The sequence below is a fragment of the Bacillus sp. MYb209 genome (genome assembly GCF_002975175.1).
Lineage (GTDB): Bacteria > Bacillota > Bacilli > Bacillales > Bacillaceae_G > Bacillus_A.
The window spans coordinates 1-18,941 of record NZ_PCNZ01000006.1; the positions used below are offsets into that span (position 1 = coordinate 1).

Consider the following 18,941-nt stretch of genomic DNA (forward strand, 5'->3'; position numbering starts at 1 on the left):
TTTTTCAATTGCGATTTCTGACATCATTGTTGTTTCACCGCCTGCATCACTTGTAAGAGCACTTGCGGAGTAAAAGGCACATCTAATTCAATGGTTGCTTCTTGCATGTGAATTCGAATCGTAGCATGTATGTTTTCTTCTACGTCAGGGACATTCATAGAAAGCCAATTCACACGCCCATTTACATTTTGCTCTTCCGTTTCAGGCGATAATTTTTGCAGCCAGTAATATAGGCGATGAACCGGTAGGTTCTGTTTTTGACACCAGGCAACTTTTGATAATCCACTGTTTTTATAGTCTTGAATATAAGTTTCCCATTCTTTCTTTAATCGGTGTCTTTCCATAAAAAAACCTCCACATATAGTATGTAAGGAGATTATCTCATGGGTTATTTACAAATAGTAGGTGGGGAATATTTGACGCTTACACAATAAGAGCATCCGTTTCTGAAATTAATGCTTCATATTTCTTTTCTAAATAATATTGATGAGAAAGTGCTTTTTCAGCCTTCGTAATTTGCTGTTCTGTTTCACGAAGATAGTGCTTTAACATGTTAATAGGTTTTTCTATCTTATCTAACGTTTGATGCACATCCGCCACTACAATATTTTTAATACGTTTTAAAATACCCATTACTACTTCTCCTCCTTACGAATATTGCGTTCCCATTGATCTAAAATATCTACTTGTTTTTGTACTTGAAAGTCGCTGTATACATCTATATCAGTTGCCGTTCTTTTTTCTTTTAATTTTTTATATGCCCAAACAATCATTGCAACAAATGCAATCATCGGAAGGACTGGTAATAAACCAATAACTAGGAGCAATATGCCTGTCCATTTTTTAACCGTATTCCCTTCAGACTTACGAATCATGAACCAGCCGAAAAGAACAAGTCCAAACGCTAAGAGGAATGGTATAAAGAATAAACCTTCAAACTCTTTTTCATGGTGTTTTTCATGATGCTGATTTCGCTCAAAGTTATTAACCTTTTCTTTTTGTGTAACGAAAGCTTCCCTTTCTTTATCGTGAGAAACAGTATACGCCGCTTGCTTATGCTTCTCATGATCCCACCTTTCAAACTTCATACTATGTAATCCAAACAATAGTAATGCCAGAAGTAACGGCAGGATCAAAATCCATTTTAACCAACGCAATTTTTTAAGTTTATTCTTTTTCATCTGTTCACCACCATCTATCATTCGTTTTGAGATAAGTAAAAAATGTATTACCTCCCTTTACCTTTGATACATATGAGTGTAAAACTTAGACGTGAGAAGAGGATGAAAGAAACATGATGAATATATGAGAAATATCTAAAAATTTTCTCATAATTATTCCAAAACGAAAGAACCCAACTTCTCCATATAAAATAGAGAAATTGGGTTCTTTTTTCATTATTTCTATTCACTTTAGAAACTCACATACCAATCTTCTTCAAATCCGAACTTTCAATAATTGAATGGAGAAAAAAGCGTCGATAAATTTTTGTTCCAAATATTCAGAATTAATATTAAAATAAACAATGGAGCTACGGGTATTACAAATTATACATAACGAGGGACTAGAAATGAAAATACAATTAAAAGCTGATTTAATGCTACTACTAGTTACATTTTTTTGGGGTGCATCCATCTTACTTACAAAGGTTGGACTTGATGACATAGAAGAATATAATTTAATCGCATTACGATTTATTATTGCCTTTCTTTTATCAGGTTTAATATTTTACAAACACTTATTCAAAATTGATTTTAAAACTGTAAAATATTCTTTTATACTAGCTTCCGTTTTATTTATCGTCTATATTTTCGCGACTTTCGGTACAAAGTATACAAGTGTGTCTAATGCCGGTTTCTTACTATGTCTCACAGTCATTTTCATTCCGATATTATCAGCTATATTTTTAAAACACATTCCTGAAAAGAAAGTTATATTAGGAATTGTGTTAACGATAATAGGAATCGGATTACTAACATTAACTAGTGAATTCAAGATCGGTAACGGCGATATATTTTGCATACTGTCTGCCCTATTTTATGCGATTCACGTCATCATTACTGGAAGCGTAACAAAACATGTGAATTCAATTGCACTTGGGGTAGTACAACTCGGTTTTGTCGGCCTATTTAGTCTTATTTTTTCATTAGTTATGGAAAACCCAAAACTTCCTGGTACTACTGGCTCATGGCTAATCATCTTAGCCTTAAGCATATTTTGCACAGCGGTCGCATTCATTGTTCAAGTTATCGCCCAGCAATACACTACGCCCACACATACAGGTCTTATCTTTTCATTAGAACCTGTCTTTTCAGCAGGTTTTGCCTTCTTTTTCACAGGTGAAACGCTCACAGGGAAAGGATACTTAGGGGCGACGCTTATATTAGTAAGTGTGTTGATTGCTGAGGTGGATTTTAAGGGGTTGTTGAGGCCTAATTATAAAAAGAATGTGGAATAGGTAACTACAAACATCTGCGGTTCATTAGAAAAAACAAATACCCGACTATTATTCCATATAATAGTCGGGCATTTAGATTTTCAACCTATTGTTTTACATAGACTAGATGAACTGCATGTAACAGTTCCCCTTCATTATGCGGAAACTAGCTTTTTCTCTTTACGCAAAATTCCCATTAGCCCGCCGATTAATAGGAGAACGGCCGGTAAAATATAAAAGAAAGAAATACAAATTAATCCACCAACTGCAGCGATTGTCATCATCGCACCGCCAAGCTTTGCTCTACTCTTCACTACAACAGATCCACAAATCCCTACTATAGAGAGAAGAACACTTCCCCATCCTAAACCGATAAGTGTATTCGCTCCATCCGCATCTAAAGCAGAACCAAGTCCACCAATAAATAACGCAATAAACGCGCATAAAATACCGAAAATACCACCAATAAGTCCTAATACAAATTCTGTTGTACGTTTCATTTTGAATATCCGCTCCTTACTTCATTCCTATTTGTGTTTTACCTACAGCAAATTTCCGGCGACATTATCCCATATACTTGCTCCAAAGTCTCCGTTGCTATTTTTATCCAACTAGCGACAATCAGTTTCATACTCCAAACGCCGCAACCGTATACTCGTATGTATCCCCGCCTTTCCCTGTTACAGAATCACCTGTCTTACTATGACAGACTACTAAACTGAATACCACAGCACTCCCTCAAACAAGTGTCCTTACCTTTTTTATATTCAACTACCTTCCATTACATATAAAGTAAGATTCCCAAGCCAATCTTAACAAAGCTCCGGCTCAAATTTTGTCGCATTATGTCACAAGAAATAAAAAAGGAGCAACACTAAATATCGCTCCCTTTTAATGGGATAAACGCTTCTCCCACTCTTTCACCTTTTCAATTGTTACACCTAATTTCTTAGCTACTTCTTCTATACTCATTCCCTTAAAGAGCATTCCAGCTGCTGAAAGAGCTTTATCTATTTCTTCTTGCTTCTCTTGCTCATATAAACGACCCACTTTTGTCATCCGTAACCATCCCTTTACCTTTTTATATGCCTTCTTCTATTCTATCATCCAACTTTCCACAAACCGCCCAATCTCCTTCAAAAATCTCAGCTTAAAACTGCCCACAGGTCCATTCCGATGCTTCGCCACATGGATCTCCGTCATCTCTTTCTGCATCGTTTCTTTATCGTAATAATCCTCTCGATACATAAGCATAATAACATCCGCATCTTGCTCAATTTGTCCTGTCTCTCTCAAATCTGATAAAAGTGGGCGCTTATCTTGACGTGACTCTACGGAACGAGACAATTGCGATAATGCTACTATACAAACATTTAAATCACGCGCTAACAACTTAAGCTTACGAGAAATTTCACTAATCTCTTGAAATCGATTACCCTTATGCTTCGGATCGCCCGTAATAAGCTGCAAATAATCTACAATAACTAAAAGCTTTTTATCCCCATGCTTCCGCTTTAACTTACGAGTTTGCATCCAAATATCCTGCATTGTAACACCGGCCTTATCATAAATCTCAAGCGGTAACTCACCAATCTCCGCAAACGCCTTACTCACCTTTTTCCAGTCCTCTATCGTAAAACGATGCTTCGGATTTTTCAGCCTACCTCCTGACACTTCGCCCGCGCAAGACGCCATCCTTTTTAACAATTGCTTACTACTCATCTCTAATGAAAACAACCCAACCGCCGCTCCAGACTTCGCCGCATGCAGTCCAACATTTAACGCAAACGCAGTCTTCCCCATAGAAGGACGTGCACCAAGAACAACAAAATCACCTTCCTGCAATCCGCACGTCATTTTATTTAACGACTTATAACCAGTATCAATACCAGTATTCTCTTTCGCATCTTGATGAAGCTCCTCATACAACCCAACTAACGCATCCTTCAAATCAAACTCACATACACAGTCCTTTTCCTCTAACTCACAAAGTGCCGTAATCGTCTCACCAATAATTTTCTCGTCCTTCTCCGCAATAAGACGCTCTCCCATCTTGTGCCCGAGAACCCCCGCCTGATACATTTTCCAGGCACCTCGAACAAGCCCCTCATAATAAGAGAAGTTGGCAGTTGTAGGCACACCATCCATTAATCCTATAAAATACTCCATTCCCCCGATCCCCTTCAAAAAATTCGGATCTATCCTAGAAATGAACGTCACAAGATCAATCGGTTGCCCCTCTTCTTCCATTTTTCGCATTAACTGAAATATAGACTTGTGCACCGGCATAGAAAAATAATGCTCCGTCAAACGGCACTCCTTAATAAGCTCTCCATCAATTAATAGAGAACCTAACACCGTCTTTTCCGCCTCCACATTTTGAATACTCATGGACGCCACCCGCGTTCCGCTAAAAAGCGCTGCAACTCTTCCTCTGACAGCGCATTCTTCTCCCACTCCTCGCACCTCGTCAAAAACTCCTCCGTCTCCCCAGTACTAACAGACGACTCTTTCTTTCGAAAATTCGCCGTATCTGCCTCAACCTCAGACACTTTCGTAAATCCTTTCCCGTGCCATCCCCTCAAAATCCCCTTCACATAAGCAACCGTCCGCTTATTATTCTCATACGCAATTTGAAGAGCCTTCAGCACAAGCTCCTCTGACAAATCAACCATCCACGCACTCAGTTCCTCTACCGTATGAGGAGACAAACTACCAAAATGTTGCTCGTAAAAAGAAAACACGCGACTTCCCGTCTCTTCCTCTATAACCTCTTCTTCCGCCTCTTCACAAATCGGATCAACATCATGAACGGCCAAATCACCCGGCATACCGAAATGAGCTAAAAGCATTGGAACATTCAGCTCCTCCTCCGCACACTTCTGAAGAAACATATGTACAAACTCCTTATTCTTCACACCCTTAAGCTCACGAAGCACACACTTCTCCACATTCGTATTCGTCACAGGATTATAACGAAGCCAATTTAAAATAAATAACTCCCTTGTCTCCGCATCATAAAGAATCTTTCCATAATCAATAAAACGCTGCACCAACTTATCAACAGTCTCCCTGTTATAACCAGTCTCCATCTCAGCTAACCGCTTCGGAAACGGAAAAATCCCGCACTGCGTCGTCTTTGAACAAGTTAACAAATACACATAAAAATACCGCTCCTCCGGCGTCAAATCCAAAACAAAATCATCCTGCCAAAAATTCACCTGCACATTACGATACACCGCCATCCCAATTCCTCCCGTCCTCATTCAAAAATAAAAATCCCTCTATGTACTATATATAGGAAGGAGGACCGGGTTTTTGGCGTGTTATTTTAAAATTTTTTTTGACTACTACTACGGTGTTTGTTCTTGTAGTTGTTTTTGTTTTGTTTTTTCTTAGTGATTTATTACTTGGTAGGGGCTTGGGAGGGGTATGGAAGGGGCTGTACAAATAATATCTGTATATTATAAGGATTTTCTCCAGAAAAAAATCAAACCATATAAATTTTAATACACCAGAACAATATTCATGCTCAAAATACTATACTATTACGTATTCTTCTCTCTATTATGTAACTGTAATAAACTAATTTACTATAATTATAATTTTACACTAATCACTAACATATTTAGTAAAATAAACACAAGACTACTTCACGAAACATCTTGTGTTTATCCATTAGATAAATTACAAACTATAATTAACCTACCAATTCCTTTTCCCTAATCCCTTCTTGAATATAAGGATTTATAAGATTAATTAATGCTGTCCTATTTATCCAAAACGTCCTTTTCACTTGTTGGCTACCATCTGTAAAAGCAAAAGTATCATTTCCATCTTTCGCCTTAGTTCTAATATGCAAATCCATATCATTTGACTGGGTAGCAAATAATTCTACATCTCCCTTTTCAAAAGCATTTATAGTATTTTGATACACATTTTCTGCACTTACAGCGAGTTCTGAAAAACTAAAATTAGAAACGACTTCTATTTTTACAATTTTACCCATATAATCTTCAATAAAAACAAATAGGAAGAAATTCTTTTCAATCTCCTTTTTTAAATAAGATTCTTCAAAAACAATCGGGTTATTTTCGCTTTCAGAATCATATATTTCAGGATATCCTTTCACTTCGTAAAATTGACTAAATGTTTTACTTGGTAAAGGAAATGCTTCTTTTAAAACGTTCCCTTCTTCTGTCTTAGTAACTGTAATCGTCCTAAAATCTATTGTTATCTCTTTCTCTTCCAATTCTTTTTTTATAAACATACTACGATTAGATTTAGATTGATTATTTTCTTTATATTTTTCATATTTATAAGGTAGTTCCGATATCCTTTTTAAAAATTCATCTATCTTACCTTGACTACCTTGTAACCTTTTGCGATTATCTAAATACAATTTATATAAGTCATCTCTTTTTAATAAATTCGAAGTTATTTCTTCAGATGTTAATTGAATAAAGTTTTTTACAAATTGATCATATATTTCCTGTAAATACTCATCCTTATCATTTTCATCTTCAGCGTCATTATAAATATCTTTACTATAGGACTTAAAATAAAATTTCCCATTACTAGCAAGACCTTTATAACTATTTTCACTCACGTCTTCAGGCTTCTGTCTTTTCCGCCACCATTTATCTATGTGCTCAAACACTTCTATACTCTTTAAGAACTCATCAACTTCATCAGACTTGTTAGCTAAAAATACCTCTATTTGTTTTAGATATTTTTCCAAGTCTTTTTTATTAAGATTTCTTGCCGTTCCTGGTTTATCCTGAAACATTAAATAAGATTTAATAAAATCTAATAAATAAAACCCTCCATACAATCCTTCTTCTCCCTTCCTACAAATTCGTTTATTTTTTTCCCCTAGTGCTTCATTAATACGTTCTACTTGTTTAGTATTTGTTTCTATATCTTCAATATTTACAGGGATTTGTGAATTTAATCCTAATGTTATAGAACGCTTTAATTGGGAATCAACAGAAATAAATATAGTTTTTATCCTAATTTTACACATCAATTTATCTAGTAATTCATCAATACATGTATTCATTTCTTCTCTGTCATGTCCAACTAATTTCTTTAAATTTTTTCTAATCTCTCGGATAATGTCAGCGCAGTGTGTTAATGTTTGTGCACCATTAATTACACTTACATTTAATGGATCAAAAATAATTTTATCCTCTTTTATTTGAAAATTTCTTGATGAATATATTGTAATTCCATTATGGTGAAACCAAAAGCCTTCCAGTGCAACCTCATGCCCCTCAAAATCTTCTGAACCAGTACTCTCCTTAATATAATCGTTTAATAGGTCCTTAAACTCCTGAGTTGTATTATATGAGGTATTCAAATTGTATAATCCTAATAAAAAACTTGTCTTAAAATTATTTCTTAGTCGTTCTGATTGAGCGTTTACAATTTTGACCCTAACATTATCTTTAAATAGCTCAACACCAGTTCTATTATACAAAGAATATAATTCTTTTAGCGACATATTATAAACTAATCCCTTATCCTCATTAAAATTTCCATTTGAGATTTTATACTCTAAATAATTTAGCCCCTCTTCTTCTAGGGTCATCTCAATTTCATCATCTTGACTCCAATAACAAAGTTTTGAGTTTTTGAAAAAGTCCTTCACTTCTCTTTTCTGCCTACTCAATCCTAGATTCGCTTCTATTCCTTCACGATAGTCTTGTCCAGCTTCCCAAGATTCAAATAGCATTAATGACTGCATTTCTATGTTAGTAACTTTATATCGCTCGTAATTATCCCTAAATTCGTTAAATTCAATATTATGTTTGCTATTTTCACAAAAATCTCCAACATAATATTCTATGGTGTCTCCGTTATCATTAGTTATTTCTAAAATATTCAAATTCTCCTTAAAATCCATCTCTTCTTCCTTAATACCTAATAATCGAGATAATTTTTTCAAATCTCTACTTGGTATGAACATTTCTCCAGCTCCCTTTTAACATATGCACGTAAATTCTCAAAGTCGTGACGTGCCTTTCTTTTAACATCTAACAATCTAGACGTTCCTTCTTTTTCTATCTTTTCTTCTAATTGATCCAAAGCAAAAAATAAATCTTGTTCATATTTCCTTAACCTTCTCATAACGTATTTTTTTAACTCTTGTGTTAATTCTCGTTTATATACATAAGAATTAATTTCATATACTAGGTTTTCAAAGTACGAATTCAATTCAGATTCTATACTATTTTCAGTATTTTCTAATCCAAAATCTTTTTTTATACCTTCAAATATTACATCACTTAATTTGTCTTTTTCGGGAAATAAAGTTGACTCATAAACCGCAAAATAATCTGCCAACTGCTTTCTTATCAACTCTTTATTTCTTCCCTCTATTTTGATCCTCCTATAAAAACATGAAGGTATTCTAGTAATATTACTTGCAGGGAAGAAGATAAATCCCCCTTTCTGCAATTTTATCCTCTCATTGAAACATCCGTGAGTAACTACTTTAAAATTTTTCTTTAAAATTAATTCATTCCTATTCTCCTTCAACATATCGTCATAATATTTTTCTATATATTCAGAGCTAGGCGAGAAATGCTGAGGTAAACAAAATATATACAAATAACCGTCTTTATATTGCTTTTCTTTCTCGTAAGAGGTAGCAAAATATATAGCAACTAAAGCGTTAAATGTAATATCGAGCAATCTACTAGTTGCTAAATAATGTTGTGCTGCTATTGCTTTTTGTAAATTTGTTTTTTCCTCTCTACCTATTACATTATAATCATTTAACAAATCAAATAACTTGATCTCTTGTTGTACAGTTAATTTTTGTCGATATAGAGATGGTAATAACTTTGTTCCTTCATAATCCCGTGGTTCTCCTCGAAATGCAATAATACTTTTCGGGTTAGAAATTCGTAAGGATTTTCTTAATTCCTTAGTCTCTTTTTCAATTTCTAGCAATAAATTAAATAAAGAATCATCTTTTTGCTCCATTTCGTTTCTCCTCATAGAAATTTTATATAAATTTATTATTTACACCCTGTTACATCGGATAAAAAACAATATACAAATATAATAATATTCATCCATTAAATCTATTTATATGAAATAAATTCCAAAATCATTATACCATATCCAAATTAAAGTAATTATTTAAATAACCCACTTAAAAATATGTCCACGATAAAAGTTACGCAATTAAGACTGTTATTCTAAACCTACAGGTATTTTTTATTTATCTTATAAAACACTAAAATCATTCCTGAAATATTTTTTCAATAATCCTATCACCTTAAATACAAATATTCATATAAAAAAAATCATCCTTTCCCATAACTATAAACATTTTCTAATAGCAAAATAGCCCTTAAAATTCAATAATTTATTGAATTTTAAGGGCTATTTAATAGTTTTGAATTCACTACAATAATAAATTTTCTCTGTTTATAAAATGTCTTCTCACTTAAGAAACCTATGAGTTAAAGGACTAATATTAATAATCACAGGACTACTCGACTTCAACGTATTATCCCTCTGTAACATTGGTCCCGAAGTAATACATTGACCTTTCTTCAATGTTGCAAGTCGTTTTTCCCACTCTTTACGCACAGCAGAATCTTGAGCAAGGTTTGATGCAATAGCACTAATTTCATTTTCAGGTGGCATGAAATACACTTTTTGACTTGAGTTCTGTAATCGTGAAATTTCATCCGTTGTAAATTGCCCTTTTAATGATTGTGTTGCATACCAACCTGACCAGCCAAATTTTCTTCCTTCAGTTAAAATTTTGGCACTTGGTGATTTTTCTCTATGATCAAGATTTTGCGCTTCGTCTAAAATAACTGGGAATGGTTTATTTTTATCCCCGTGGTGCAATTGATAGTTCCAAATATCCCACAGGATAAATTCTGTAATCATAAGCTGTACATCGCGATTAAACCCTGTTAATTGTACAATAAATACTTTACCTTTTTGGCTCAGTATGTCTCCCCAATCATATACAGCACTATGATTAAATGGATTTTTATCAATGAATGGTTTAATTTGTGACCTTGCTGTTTTAGCTGGACCAGAAGTATCTTCTTCTAACTCTGCTAATAAAGAATTTAAATTCATATTCTCGCCATATTTATCTAAACCACGCATTACCGCTTCATATATAGCGTTTTGTTGCTGAATGCCTAAATCTTTATATACAGCTGAAAATACACTTTTAATTCTTTCAGCAACATCTGTATTATCTTCATCGATATAAATTCCTTCATCCAATTCTTTTTGATTTCGTTTAAATGGATTTACTGGAAATCTGTCTTTTGCTACCAAAAATTGTTCAATATTATCTTGAAGCTTCTCTTTAAATTCCGGTTCTAACTTAGAATTCTTGAATCCATCTGTATAGTCAAATATCATACTAGAAATTCCGTTTTGTGCCAGTTCAAGAAGTAAACATTGAATGAAATAGCTTTTACCTTGCCCTGATTTACCCGAAATTAAAATATGTCTATTTGCTAGCTCTGGGTTTCCGAATTCCCAATATATTTCTTGAGTCGATCCCTCTACTGTTCCTAACAAGACGCGGATGTCTTTTAACCCCTTTGTTTCCTTTTCTTTTACCGTCTCTTGAGAATGAGGTATAGCTGAAACTACTTTATTGCTAGGATCTTTTAACTCTTGATTGGAGTCATGATTCTTATTCAATAATCTATCTGGATTAATATCAGTTCCACCCGAATGGATTTTCGTTTTGATTGCCTCAATTTCTTCTACTACCCCTTCATATCCATCCTCTTCTGTTAATTCCACTAATAGAATATCTTCTTCTATTTTAATTGATCTCCATGCTTGTTCTTTTTTGAATGATAAAATTGCACCTTTCCCAATTTTACTATCCAAATTTCCGCTCATTTCATAATCATCATTTAATAATTTTTTCTTTAGTTTTTCAATTTTCTCATAAGATTTTTCTGGCCAAATGTTATTTGCAATAAATTTCTTTGCATTCGCTAGCAATAACTGTACAAAGAAGTTTCGGAAAAACTTATGTTTAAATACATGTAAACCATCTTCACTTACTTTAGAAAGTTGCGTATCAAACAATTGCTTAGTAGCATTAATTTGCTCCTTCGCTTTTGCAATAGCACTGTCTTGATTTAAACCAATTTTCACTTCCACTGGATAATAATGCACTGATAATTTATCATCTTGTATTTCTACTCCGATTAACAGTAAATCGTCACTATGTGCACCTTTTCCGCCTAGATTTTTCGCAGAAAATACCCCTTCACTTTTCGTTAACTTTACCGCTCCAGCAACACGCAATATTTCTTCTAATGAGATAGGAACCCATAAAATATTCTCATGATCTAACGCACTTAATATATATTTCACAGCCGAAATAATACTTAACTTTTCTCTTGAGAATTGTCCCTTACTTCCTATAATTCGTAGCAACCACTCACCATTTAAACTATTGAAAGCTCTAATAGCTGTATTGATTTTTTCAGGTGTCGATACAATTTCTTTTTCTGCCAAATACTGTTCGATAACTGTTCGATACTGTCTTGCTTTATCCGTTACTGTAATTGCATCATACTGGCTTGATGAAGAATATTGATCACTATAGTGGATGACCAATAAATTACGTGATGACTCTTGGAAGAAATCTAAACCAACATTAGGCTCAATAAATGTTACCCAATAAGAAGACTCATATAAATGTTCTAGAACTTGTTCATCATAAGTAGATGTTCTCGTAACAATTGTTTCATTCTTACGGTAAGGGTTTGTACCATCGTTATTTAAATTACTTCCTAATTCGTTCATTCTTCTAGCAGTTTGAATTAACAAATGTTCATCATTCAATACATTTTTCAATCCAAAGCCTGTACGATAATCTATTTCTGTACTAATAGATGATAGAGATGATAACATTCCATTTAAAGATAATCCTGTTTCAATATCTTCCATTGTACTTTTCGCATGCTTCTCATTTGAAATCATTTTATAGAATGAAATATGAGCGTAACCATATTCTTTCGTACCTATAAGTTTATAGTAGAAAACATTTTCTCGAATCAGCCTTAATACGTCTACAGCATCAAGATTCTTTGATGCTAGCGATAATTCAAAGAACTCCTCGAATTTTTGAACATCATCATATATAGAAAACTTTTCAAAGGCACTTAATATATTATTCTCATGATATAAAGCAACCTCTACTGGTATAATTTTTAATGGTCCTTTTTTATCTATCTGCTTCTTAATAAAATGCACTAACCCTCTTACGACTTCTTTATCATTATTTATATTAATAACATTGATTCGTATTGGAGACTTAGATTCTTGTAAAAATAAGTATTGGAAATGCTCCACAAATTGTTGAAGCTTTTCTTCAACTACATTAGCTAAAAATGCATTAGATTCTCCAATCGCCACCTTATGAAGTGGTTCATAAACAATCCATTCAGGTGCTTCATTTTGAGCAACTGGTCGATACAATTCATCATTCTGTCCATATATATATGGCAATAGATTGTTAGGATGCAGACGATTTAAAATATGCATTTCAACTACTTCATTTTTAATTTCATCATTAATACTTAACTGGTAGGCAACATTAAGAGGATGCAACGGTGTTAGTATAACTCTTTGTTCCTCCTCAATAACTCCCAATTTAAACAGATTCTTTTCTTCTTCTTTTAGCATTACATTTTCTGGTATATGAGCAATGCTTTCGTTAAAAGCTTTCAAGTATCTTATAGATACCTCTCTTAATTGATCATCCACAAAACAAAGACTAGGAACCGTATTATTAAATTTATAGTAATTTAATAATTCTTGGTACGCATCTCTCAATGATGGATTAATTGATAATTCAACCTTATTTAGACCTGATACTCCTCTAACTGCAAAAGCAATTTCATTTTCAATCCATACTCTCTCGTCTTGCAAATAATTTCGAAATCCTTCTCGTGCTGAAAATTCCCTTGCACTCTGTTTTAATTTATTTGTATCAAGGTTATATTCGAAACTTTCTTGATGTTCTCTTTTTAATTTCCATACCCTTTCTCCTGATACCGGAACAGTCTTTGCAACTTGCTCTCTAATAAGAATAGGGATTAAAGTTGTTTCAATTTGAACAGAAAAGGATAAGCTATCATCATTCCATGCAGGGGAAGATTCAGAGACTTCAAAACTTCCTCCTTGCCAATTTATAATCTGTGCATCTTCTTCAATAAATAATTCTTCTGGTTCACTAGAAATATCCCCAAAAACAATACATTCTTCGGCTTTATTCATAACTATATTTTTCTTATTCATATTCACTTCATAAATTGTTTGGAGAGATTGTAAAAACGCGGCTTCACATTCTACAACAGCAATATGAAACTCATATTTCGACTTAGATTGCATCTTATGTGTATATGCAACTTTATGGAATGAAGTCACATTTTGCTTATGCACTAAACTTACAGTTAGCTTTTTCCCAGATACCACACAAAAATCCTGTGAATTTTTATGAATGTATTCCTTCTTCACCTTTTCTTCAAATTCAAAGTTTATGTTGATATTTTCTACCTGTGTAGGATTAAAAACAATAATATGGCGTTTACGTCTCCCAGCCTTTGTCTCAGCTTGTGCTTTTTCCCAATATAACAGGCCTTCTTTTGAATATTTCTTTGCTGATTCAATATATTCTAATGGACAATCTATTTCAGTCATTTTGTCGTAAGAATCTTTAACAAGAACATAATCCGCTTGCTGCCAATCTTCCTTCTTTAGACGAGAAACACCTTTCTCATCGAATAATTTTTCTAATTGACTCTCTAAATGCTCATACTCGTGCATATGTTGTACTTTCTCAAAGAATGAAGCATTTTCTTCTAGCCTTTTTTTCATTTGAGCTGAAGTAAATTGATTTAAATTTTCATCATAGAAAATACCTAGATTAGAATAATCTTCTCTCGCAATCTCTTGTTTTGATAAAAACCCAAGAATTTCTTCATAATCCCAAAGAGATGGTCGCACAATTGTATCATCTAATTTTTTACGTAAATAAAATGATAGCACTTCCTTCTCTTCTTTGTTTAGAGAAGAAGTTTCAATTTCTTCTTTTAATGTTTTTAAAATTGATTTTACATTAAATGGCATACCTTCTTTTTGTAAATCACTGCTACCACCCTTAATACTGTCCAGTGTCTCATGACATACACTAAGTAAAGCTGTTTTCTCCCAAACATCCTTTTGTTCACCGACTTCATTACGAAGTGTTACTAAAAAGTCAGGAGTCACATTAGCTGATGTTGTCGCAACAACTACCTTCATTTCCTCTGAAACCTTAATAGCAATTGTTTCGTATGGAGTTCCTTGCTTATGCTGATAATAAAACGCCTGCGATAAATCTTGTTCTTTTAATGTGTCATAAAACGCTTTTACTTGTTCATGATTATCAAATTGAAGATAAAATCGCTCTCCACCTCTAAGATTTTCCGCTTCTAAATAATTTATTAGTTTATCTGAAAGATAATTATAAAATTGGTTTAACATACTGTGCATCACCGCTATCACTTTTTTTGTCTATTAAATTCAGCTTATCAAATAACTGTACAATTTCTTCTTTTGAGTACCGATCAAAGAATAAACCTCTAGCCTCTAAATCTATAAATACTTGCTTCAAAGGTTTTCTTTCCTTTTTCAAACTCAATGCTGTTAGTAGCAATAACATATCTTGACTAATATTAAGCATATAACCAAGTGAACCTCGAGTTTTTAAGAAATATTTTTTTCCAACCTCTTCTATTGATAAAGAATATCTATGTCGAGGTCCTTGCATCGTATCTTTTTCATAAGCTTCTTCTATACTACGGAATAAAGATTGTACAAGCGTATCATATTCTAATTCTAATTTTTCTTCATAAACCCCAAGACCTACATGTCTTCTATATTCCATAACCCAATCACAAAGCATCTCTAAAAATACTTTTTTATCCTCATCGGATAATTGCTGATATGTTTCCTTTAATTCAGGATAGCCACATGCTTTTTCTACTCCCATTAAGAAATTTAAATGTTCTAAGCAATTAATATGAAGTAGTAAATGTCTACCTGTATCTTTAATCATTTGATAGCCATGAGTATAACCTTTTCTATTCTTACTCGTAGACTCCCAGTCAAGTGTAAAATAAACTTCGTTGTTCTCACTAAAGTTCGCTTTCCCAACTTGTGAAAGCTTTAAAGTCAATTGAGTAATATATAAGAAGTAATAATAGCTAAGAAACAAGTGATAATGGGTTCTAAAATAATCTTTATGCTCCGCTAAAAATTGAAAATCTTCTTTGAATATCTTCGAAATAAATGGAATTTGATTAACATAACGGCGTTCTTTCTCGTCTTTCTCTAAATGATTTAATTGCTTTAACACAAGACGCGACATTAAATCTGTTGAATCACTTTTTCCAAAAATCTCTTTTACTGTTTCTTCCTCACCTAATAAGACATCTAAAAGAAACCTAGCAATATCTTGTTCTCCTTTTTTATCTGCACTTTCACTTAACGGTAAATATTGAAATAAATGCAAATGAAAAATTTTAATTGTATTGTCACTATCTTGTAAAAAGGTACGTAATATTTGTTCAAAGTGCGACTTATCTTGCTTTGATACATCAACAGATTTACTAATCTCCCCAATAAGTTCTTCTAGGTTAACTTCCATTTTCAACTTATTTCCGCTGACAAGACGCGTGAATTCTCCTAATACTCCCTGAAACCCTTTTACGAATTTTGCCCGCTCTGTTCCTCGTGTAGAGAAGGGGAACAGAGGAGCTTTTTTATTTATTGTATGTTTTAATCCTAATTTTTCCTGCTTAATACTCAGCGAACTTTTCAAATCCTCTAAATTCTCTCTTACAATCATTTTCTAATCCCTTCTAAACGTAAATTCTTCAAAATCTTCGTCGTATGTTAGTTTAAACATTCCATTCTCATTAGATTGAACAAACAGTAATTCTTTTTCTCTATTTCCTAATTTCATTATCTTATCCACAAATTCAACGAACTGAATACAATCTTCTTTATCCTTTTTATTCGGGCGATAACCTTTTGAAAGTTTAACCATCATTTCATATAACGGATAATCAAGTTCTAAATATACAGGAGCTACTTTATCTTCATTGGAAAAAGCAAGTAATATATTTAATTTAAATCGATTTAAAACCTCTGGTTCTACCCCTTTCAAATGTCCTACAAACGGCTTGATTTTAAGAGACTGTGCAACCTGAGTAGTATCATTTGAATAATCCATAAATACATAATCCGACTTCGGACTTCCGTTCCATAAGAAAATTGATTTTCTCGCTAAATTATACATATCTTTTAAATCAGATCGATTTCCCTTATTAAAAGCATATAAATATTCCATATATTTTTTATAATTTTCATCCGCGAACATTTCATTTAAAACTGGAGATAAAAAGAATGACATACGTATTAACGTTTTATTGAATACCTGTCTAGATGAATCACTTAACTCAAAGAAAGGCCCCATCTCTTCTAGCCCTTCTATCCATCCATCAAGTCCATGTAAATCTAAATGTTTTTGGAAAGTATTCTTCATATTTACTGAGTTGTTTAGCTCAATTAGCATTTGATCTACACTATTTGATCGAAGATGAATAGGATCCATTTTAGCAATAACTGCTAGTAGATTTGATTTTTCTTGACCATCAAATAATAAATTCGGCAATAAAGCTTCTGTTTTTTCCATCATACCTGCCCCAAGAAAATCTTCATTCCCATGAGAAGGTACTAAAATATCATAAATAAAATTAAGCATGGAGCGTGTCGAAATAATCATCTTATGCTTAACTATTGCTTCAATTAATATGCTTAAAACACCATCTCGTATCTGTTGCTGTTGCAATAACTCATAATTCACCATAAAGAATCCATTTATACCACGTTTCTTATCCTTCAAATAAGCTTGATAGAATGGATTTCTTTCTGACTCAACTACAATTCGCTTAAAAATAGATGAAAAGTAATCCGATTTTGGCCCTTCGCTAGTTAATTCAAAAGGTTGATAATCACTAAAGCTAATCAAGTGAAAATTACCGCTTTGTTGATTAGTAGCAACTTCATTTGCCTCGAATATTCCTGATTCCTCAATAAACTTTGTTAAAGTTTGATAATGCTTTTTTGCATAATCTGATTCAATAAAGTTATGCAGCACCCCTAAGTTAATAGCTAAAATTAACTTATATCCAGAACCGTCAATCTCACTATCACTATACGGCTTTAATACTTCCGCTAATGTATCAAGAGAACTCTTTTGTGGATCAAAACTTTCCGTAGCATCATTATGAACCGAAAATTCTTCCATCAATTCAGGATATTTATTTTTCACATACGATAATAAATGTGATTTCCCATCTCCAACGCTACCACACAAGAAAATTAATTGACTTGTATTTTTCCCTGCTGCTGTTGTTAGAGCAGACATCATATCGTTCTGTATCGTTCTTTCAACATGTAAATAATCCTTGAAAGAACTAAATTCATTAGGATTTTCGATAGCCTCTTGAGATGATTCTTTCAGCTTCGAGATTTCTGCTAGTAAATAGCTCTCTCCTTCTCCTAAAATAAAGTCATGGTACTCCAAGATTTCATCTGTTTCTTCATTATTAACCACAGATTGTCTATCTTCAATTTCTAATCCCACTGCAATCTCAGAGTTATTTATCTCTATTAATTCCTCAGGTTGATTAGGCATATTTTGTTTACTTGCAACCTCAATTAGTAATTTTAGCTTTTCTTCTAAACTAGCAGATATCTTTTCTTCCAATCTCTCTACAATATGCAAACTACTCTTCGGCTGTGGGTGTTTATATTTCGGCGCAACAAATTTATAACTCCCGTATACTTCCATAAACCACACTGCAATTTGGAATAGATTTTTATGCATTTTAAAGGCACTCTCTACTCCACTTTCAATATGTTCATGCGCCGCTTTATTTCCTAAATAGCGAACTGTATCAAATGAACGTGAAATTTCTTTTGATAAAATATCTTCTCTTTCTAATTTTTGAATACGATCTACTTGCTTTAAATATTGAATATCGTACAATTCATGTTCTTCTGCAATGCGTTTTGATAATAACTCCGAGAATACTCTTCCCTTAATTAAAACCGCTTGGGGATCTTGATAAAAAATATTTTCAATATCCCTGCCAATTTCCACTAACTCAGGGAATATATCTTGTAGAAAATCAAATGTATATTTCTCCAATGATGTAACACCTCTTAGTATAAAAATACGTTTCGAATATATTCCATATTATACAATATCTATAGAAGAATTGTTGGTATTAAGAAAAAAGGAAATTAGTGGATTATTCATTCATGATAAAATTAATTATTTCCCACTACTCCATTCTTCATTTTAAAAAATCACATAAAAAATAACCTGAGTCTATAACTATAGAACCCAGGTTATCCAACGCTTTATACT

The 18,941-nt window shown here is 33.1% G+C and carries 12 protein-coding genes and 1 pseudogene; 1 reads left to right on the forward strand and 12 read right to left on the reverse strand.

Annotation, left to right across the window (positions count from 1 at the left end):
- Positions 1-23: 23 nt before the first annotated feature.
- The 3 genes and pseudogenes from tnpA to CQZ94_RS12825 all read right to left on the reverse strand — a co-directional run bounded on the left by tnpA (position 24) and on the right by CQZ94_RS12825 (position 1,181).
- A complete protein-coding gene (gene tnpA / locus CQZ94_RS12815) occupies positions 24-344 on the reverse strand; it encodes an IS66 family insertion sequence element accessory protein TnpA (RefSeq protein ID WP_105585688.1) in 321 nt (106 codons plus the stop codon).
- 85 nt (positions 345-429) lie between these two features.
- Positions 430-633, reverse strand: a pseudogene (locus CQZ94_RS12820) (PspA/IM30 family protein); the annotation flags it as partial.
- A 2-nt stretch (positions 634-635) separates the two neighbouring features.
- On the reverse strand, positions 636-1,181 hold the full coding sequence (locus CQZ94_RS12825; protein ID WP_105585859.1) for a hypothetical protein: 546 nt from the start codon (positions 1,179-1,181) through the stop codon (positions 636-638).
- Positions 1,182-1,570: 389 nt separating this feature from the next.
- On the opposite strand from CQZ94_RS12825, the gene CQZ94_RS12830 reads away from it, so the two are divergent.
- On the forward strand, positions 1,571-2,458 hold the full coding sequence (locus CQZ94_RS12830; RefSeq protein ID WP_105585689.1) for a DMT family transporter: 888 nt from the start codon (positions 1,571-1,573) through the stop codon (positions 2,456-2,458).
- Positions 2,459-2,592: 134 nt separating this feature from the next.
- Here the strand turns inward: CQZ94_RS12830 and CQZ94_RS12835 are convergent, their stop codons facing one another.
- The 9 genes from CQZ94_RS12835 to dptF all read right to left on the reverse strand — a co-directional run bounded on the left by CQZ94_RS12835 (position 2,593) and on the right by dptF (position 18,719).
- A complete protein-coding gene (locus CQZ94_RS12835; protein ID WP_105585690.1) occupies positions 2,593-2,937 on the reverse strand; it encodes a DUF4064 domain-containing protein in 345 nt (114 codons plus the stop codon).
- A 391-nt stretch (positions 2,938-3,328) separates the two neighbouring features.
- On the reverse strand, positions 3,329-3,496 hold the full coding sequence (locus CQZ94_RS31205) for a MerR family transcriptional regulator (RefSeq protein WP_105585691.1): 168 nt from the start codon (positions 3,494-3,496) through the stop codon (positions 3,329-3,331).
- Positions 3,497-3,532: 36 nt separating this feature from the next.
- Positions 3,533-4,828 (reverse strand): replicative DNA helicase, encoded by a 1,296-nt coding sequence (gene dnaB / locus CQZ94_RS12845; protein ID WP_142395825.1) that lies wholly within the window; start codon positions 4,826-4,828, stop codon positions 3,533-3,535.
- The gene (locus CQZ94_RS12850; protein WP_105585693.1) at positions 4,825-5,682 is read right to left on the reverse strand and encodes a DnaD domain-containing protein; all 858 of its coding nucleotides are present in this window, start codon (positions 5,680-5,682) and stop codon (positions 4,825-4,827) included. The genes dnaB and CQZ94_RS12850 overlap by 4 nt, the downstream gene beginning before the upstream one ends.
- A gap of 455 nt (positions 5,683-6,137) precedes the next feature.
- Positions 6,138-8,408 (reverse strand): PDDEXK family nuclease, encoded by a 2,271-nt coding sequence (locus CQZ94_RS12855; protein WP_105585694.1) that lies wholly within the window; start codon positions 8,406-8,408, stop codon positions 6,138-6,140.
- Positions 8,384-9,430, reverse strand: a complete 1,047-nt coding sequence (locus CQZ94_RS12860; RefSeq protein WP_258166018.1) for an FRG domain-containing protein — start codon at positions 9,428-9,430, stop codon at positions 8,384-8,386. Before CQZ94_RS12860 ends, CQZ94_RS12855 begins: the two co-directional genes overlap by 25 nt.
- A gap of 465 nt (positions 9,431-9,895) precedes the next feature.
- Entirely contained in the window at positions 9,896-14,983 is a 5,088-nt protein-coding gene (gene dptH / locus CQZ94_RS12865) for a DNA phosphorothioation-dependent restriction protein DptH (RefSeq protein WP_105585696.1), read from the reverse strand.
- Entirely contained in the window at positions 14,964-16,349 is a 1,386-nt protein-coding gene (dptG, locus tag CQZ94_RS12870) for a DNA phosphorothioation-dependent restriction protein DptG (RefSeq protein WP_105585697.1), read from the reverse strand. The genes dptH and dptG overlap by 20 nt, the downstream gene beginning before the upstream one ends.
- 3 nt (positions 16,350-16,352) lie before the next feature.
- The gene (gene dptF, locus CQZ94_RS12875) at positions 16,353-18,719 is read right to left on the reverse strand and encodes a DNA phosphorothioation-dependent restriction protein DptF (protein WP_105585698.1); all 2,367 of its coding nucleotides are present in this window, start codon (positions 18,717-18,719) and stop codon (positions 16,353-16,355) included.
- Positions 18,720-18,941: the final 222 nt, after the last annotated feature.

Excerpts from the sequence above, each read along its gene's own strand:
- dptG (WP_105585697.1), bottom strand. The coding sequence starts at position 16,349 with ATGATTGTAAGAGAGAATTTAGAGGATTTGAAAAGTTCGCTGAGTATT.
- dnaB (WP_142395825.1), bottom strand. The coding sequence starts at position 4,828 with ATGAGTATTCAAAATGTGGAGGCGGAAAAGACGGTGTTAGGTTCTCTA.
- CQZ94_RS12830 (WP_105585689.1), top strand. The coding sequence starts at position 1,571 with ATGAAAATACAATTAAAAGCTGATTTAATGCTACTACTAGTTACATTT.
- CQZ94_RS12825 (WP_105585859.1), bottom strand. The coding sequence starts at position 1,181 with ATGAAAAAGAATAAACTTAAAAAATTGCGTTGGTTAAAATGGATTTTG.
- CQZ94_RS12850 (WP_105585693.1), bottom strand. The coding sequence starts at position 5,682 with ATGGCGGTGTATCGTAATGTGCAGGTGAATTTTTGGCAGGATGATTTT.
- dptH (WP_105585696.1), bottom strand. The coding sequence starts at position 14,983 with ATGTTAAACCAATTTTATAATTATCTTTCAGATAAACTAATAAATTAT.
- CQZ94_RS12860 (WP_258166018.1), bottom strand. The coding sequence starts at position 9,430 with ATGGAGCAAAAAGATGATTCTTTATTTAATTTATTGCTAGAAATTGAA.
- CQZ94_RS12835 (WP_105585690.1), bottom strand. The coding sequence starts at position 2,937 with ATGAAACGTACAACAGAATTTGTATTAGGACTTATTGGTGGTATTTTC.
- CQZ94_RS31205 (WP_105585691.1), bottom strand. The coding sequence starts at position 3,496 with ATGACAAAAGTGGGTCGTTTATATGAGCAAGAGAAGCAAGAAGAAATA.
- CQZ94_RS12855 (WP_105585694.1), bottom strand. The coding sequence starts at position 8,408 with ATGTTCATACCAAGTAGAGATTTGAAAAAATTATCTCGATTATTAGGT.
- tnpA (WP_105585688.1), bottom strand. The coding sequence starts at position 344 with ATGGAAAGACACCGATTAAAGAAAGAATGGGAAACTTATATTCAAGAC.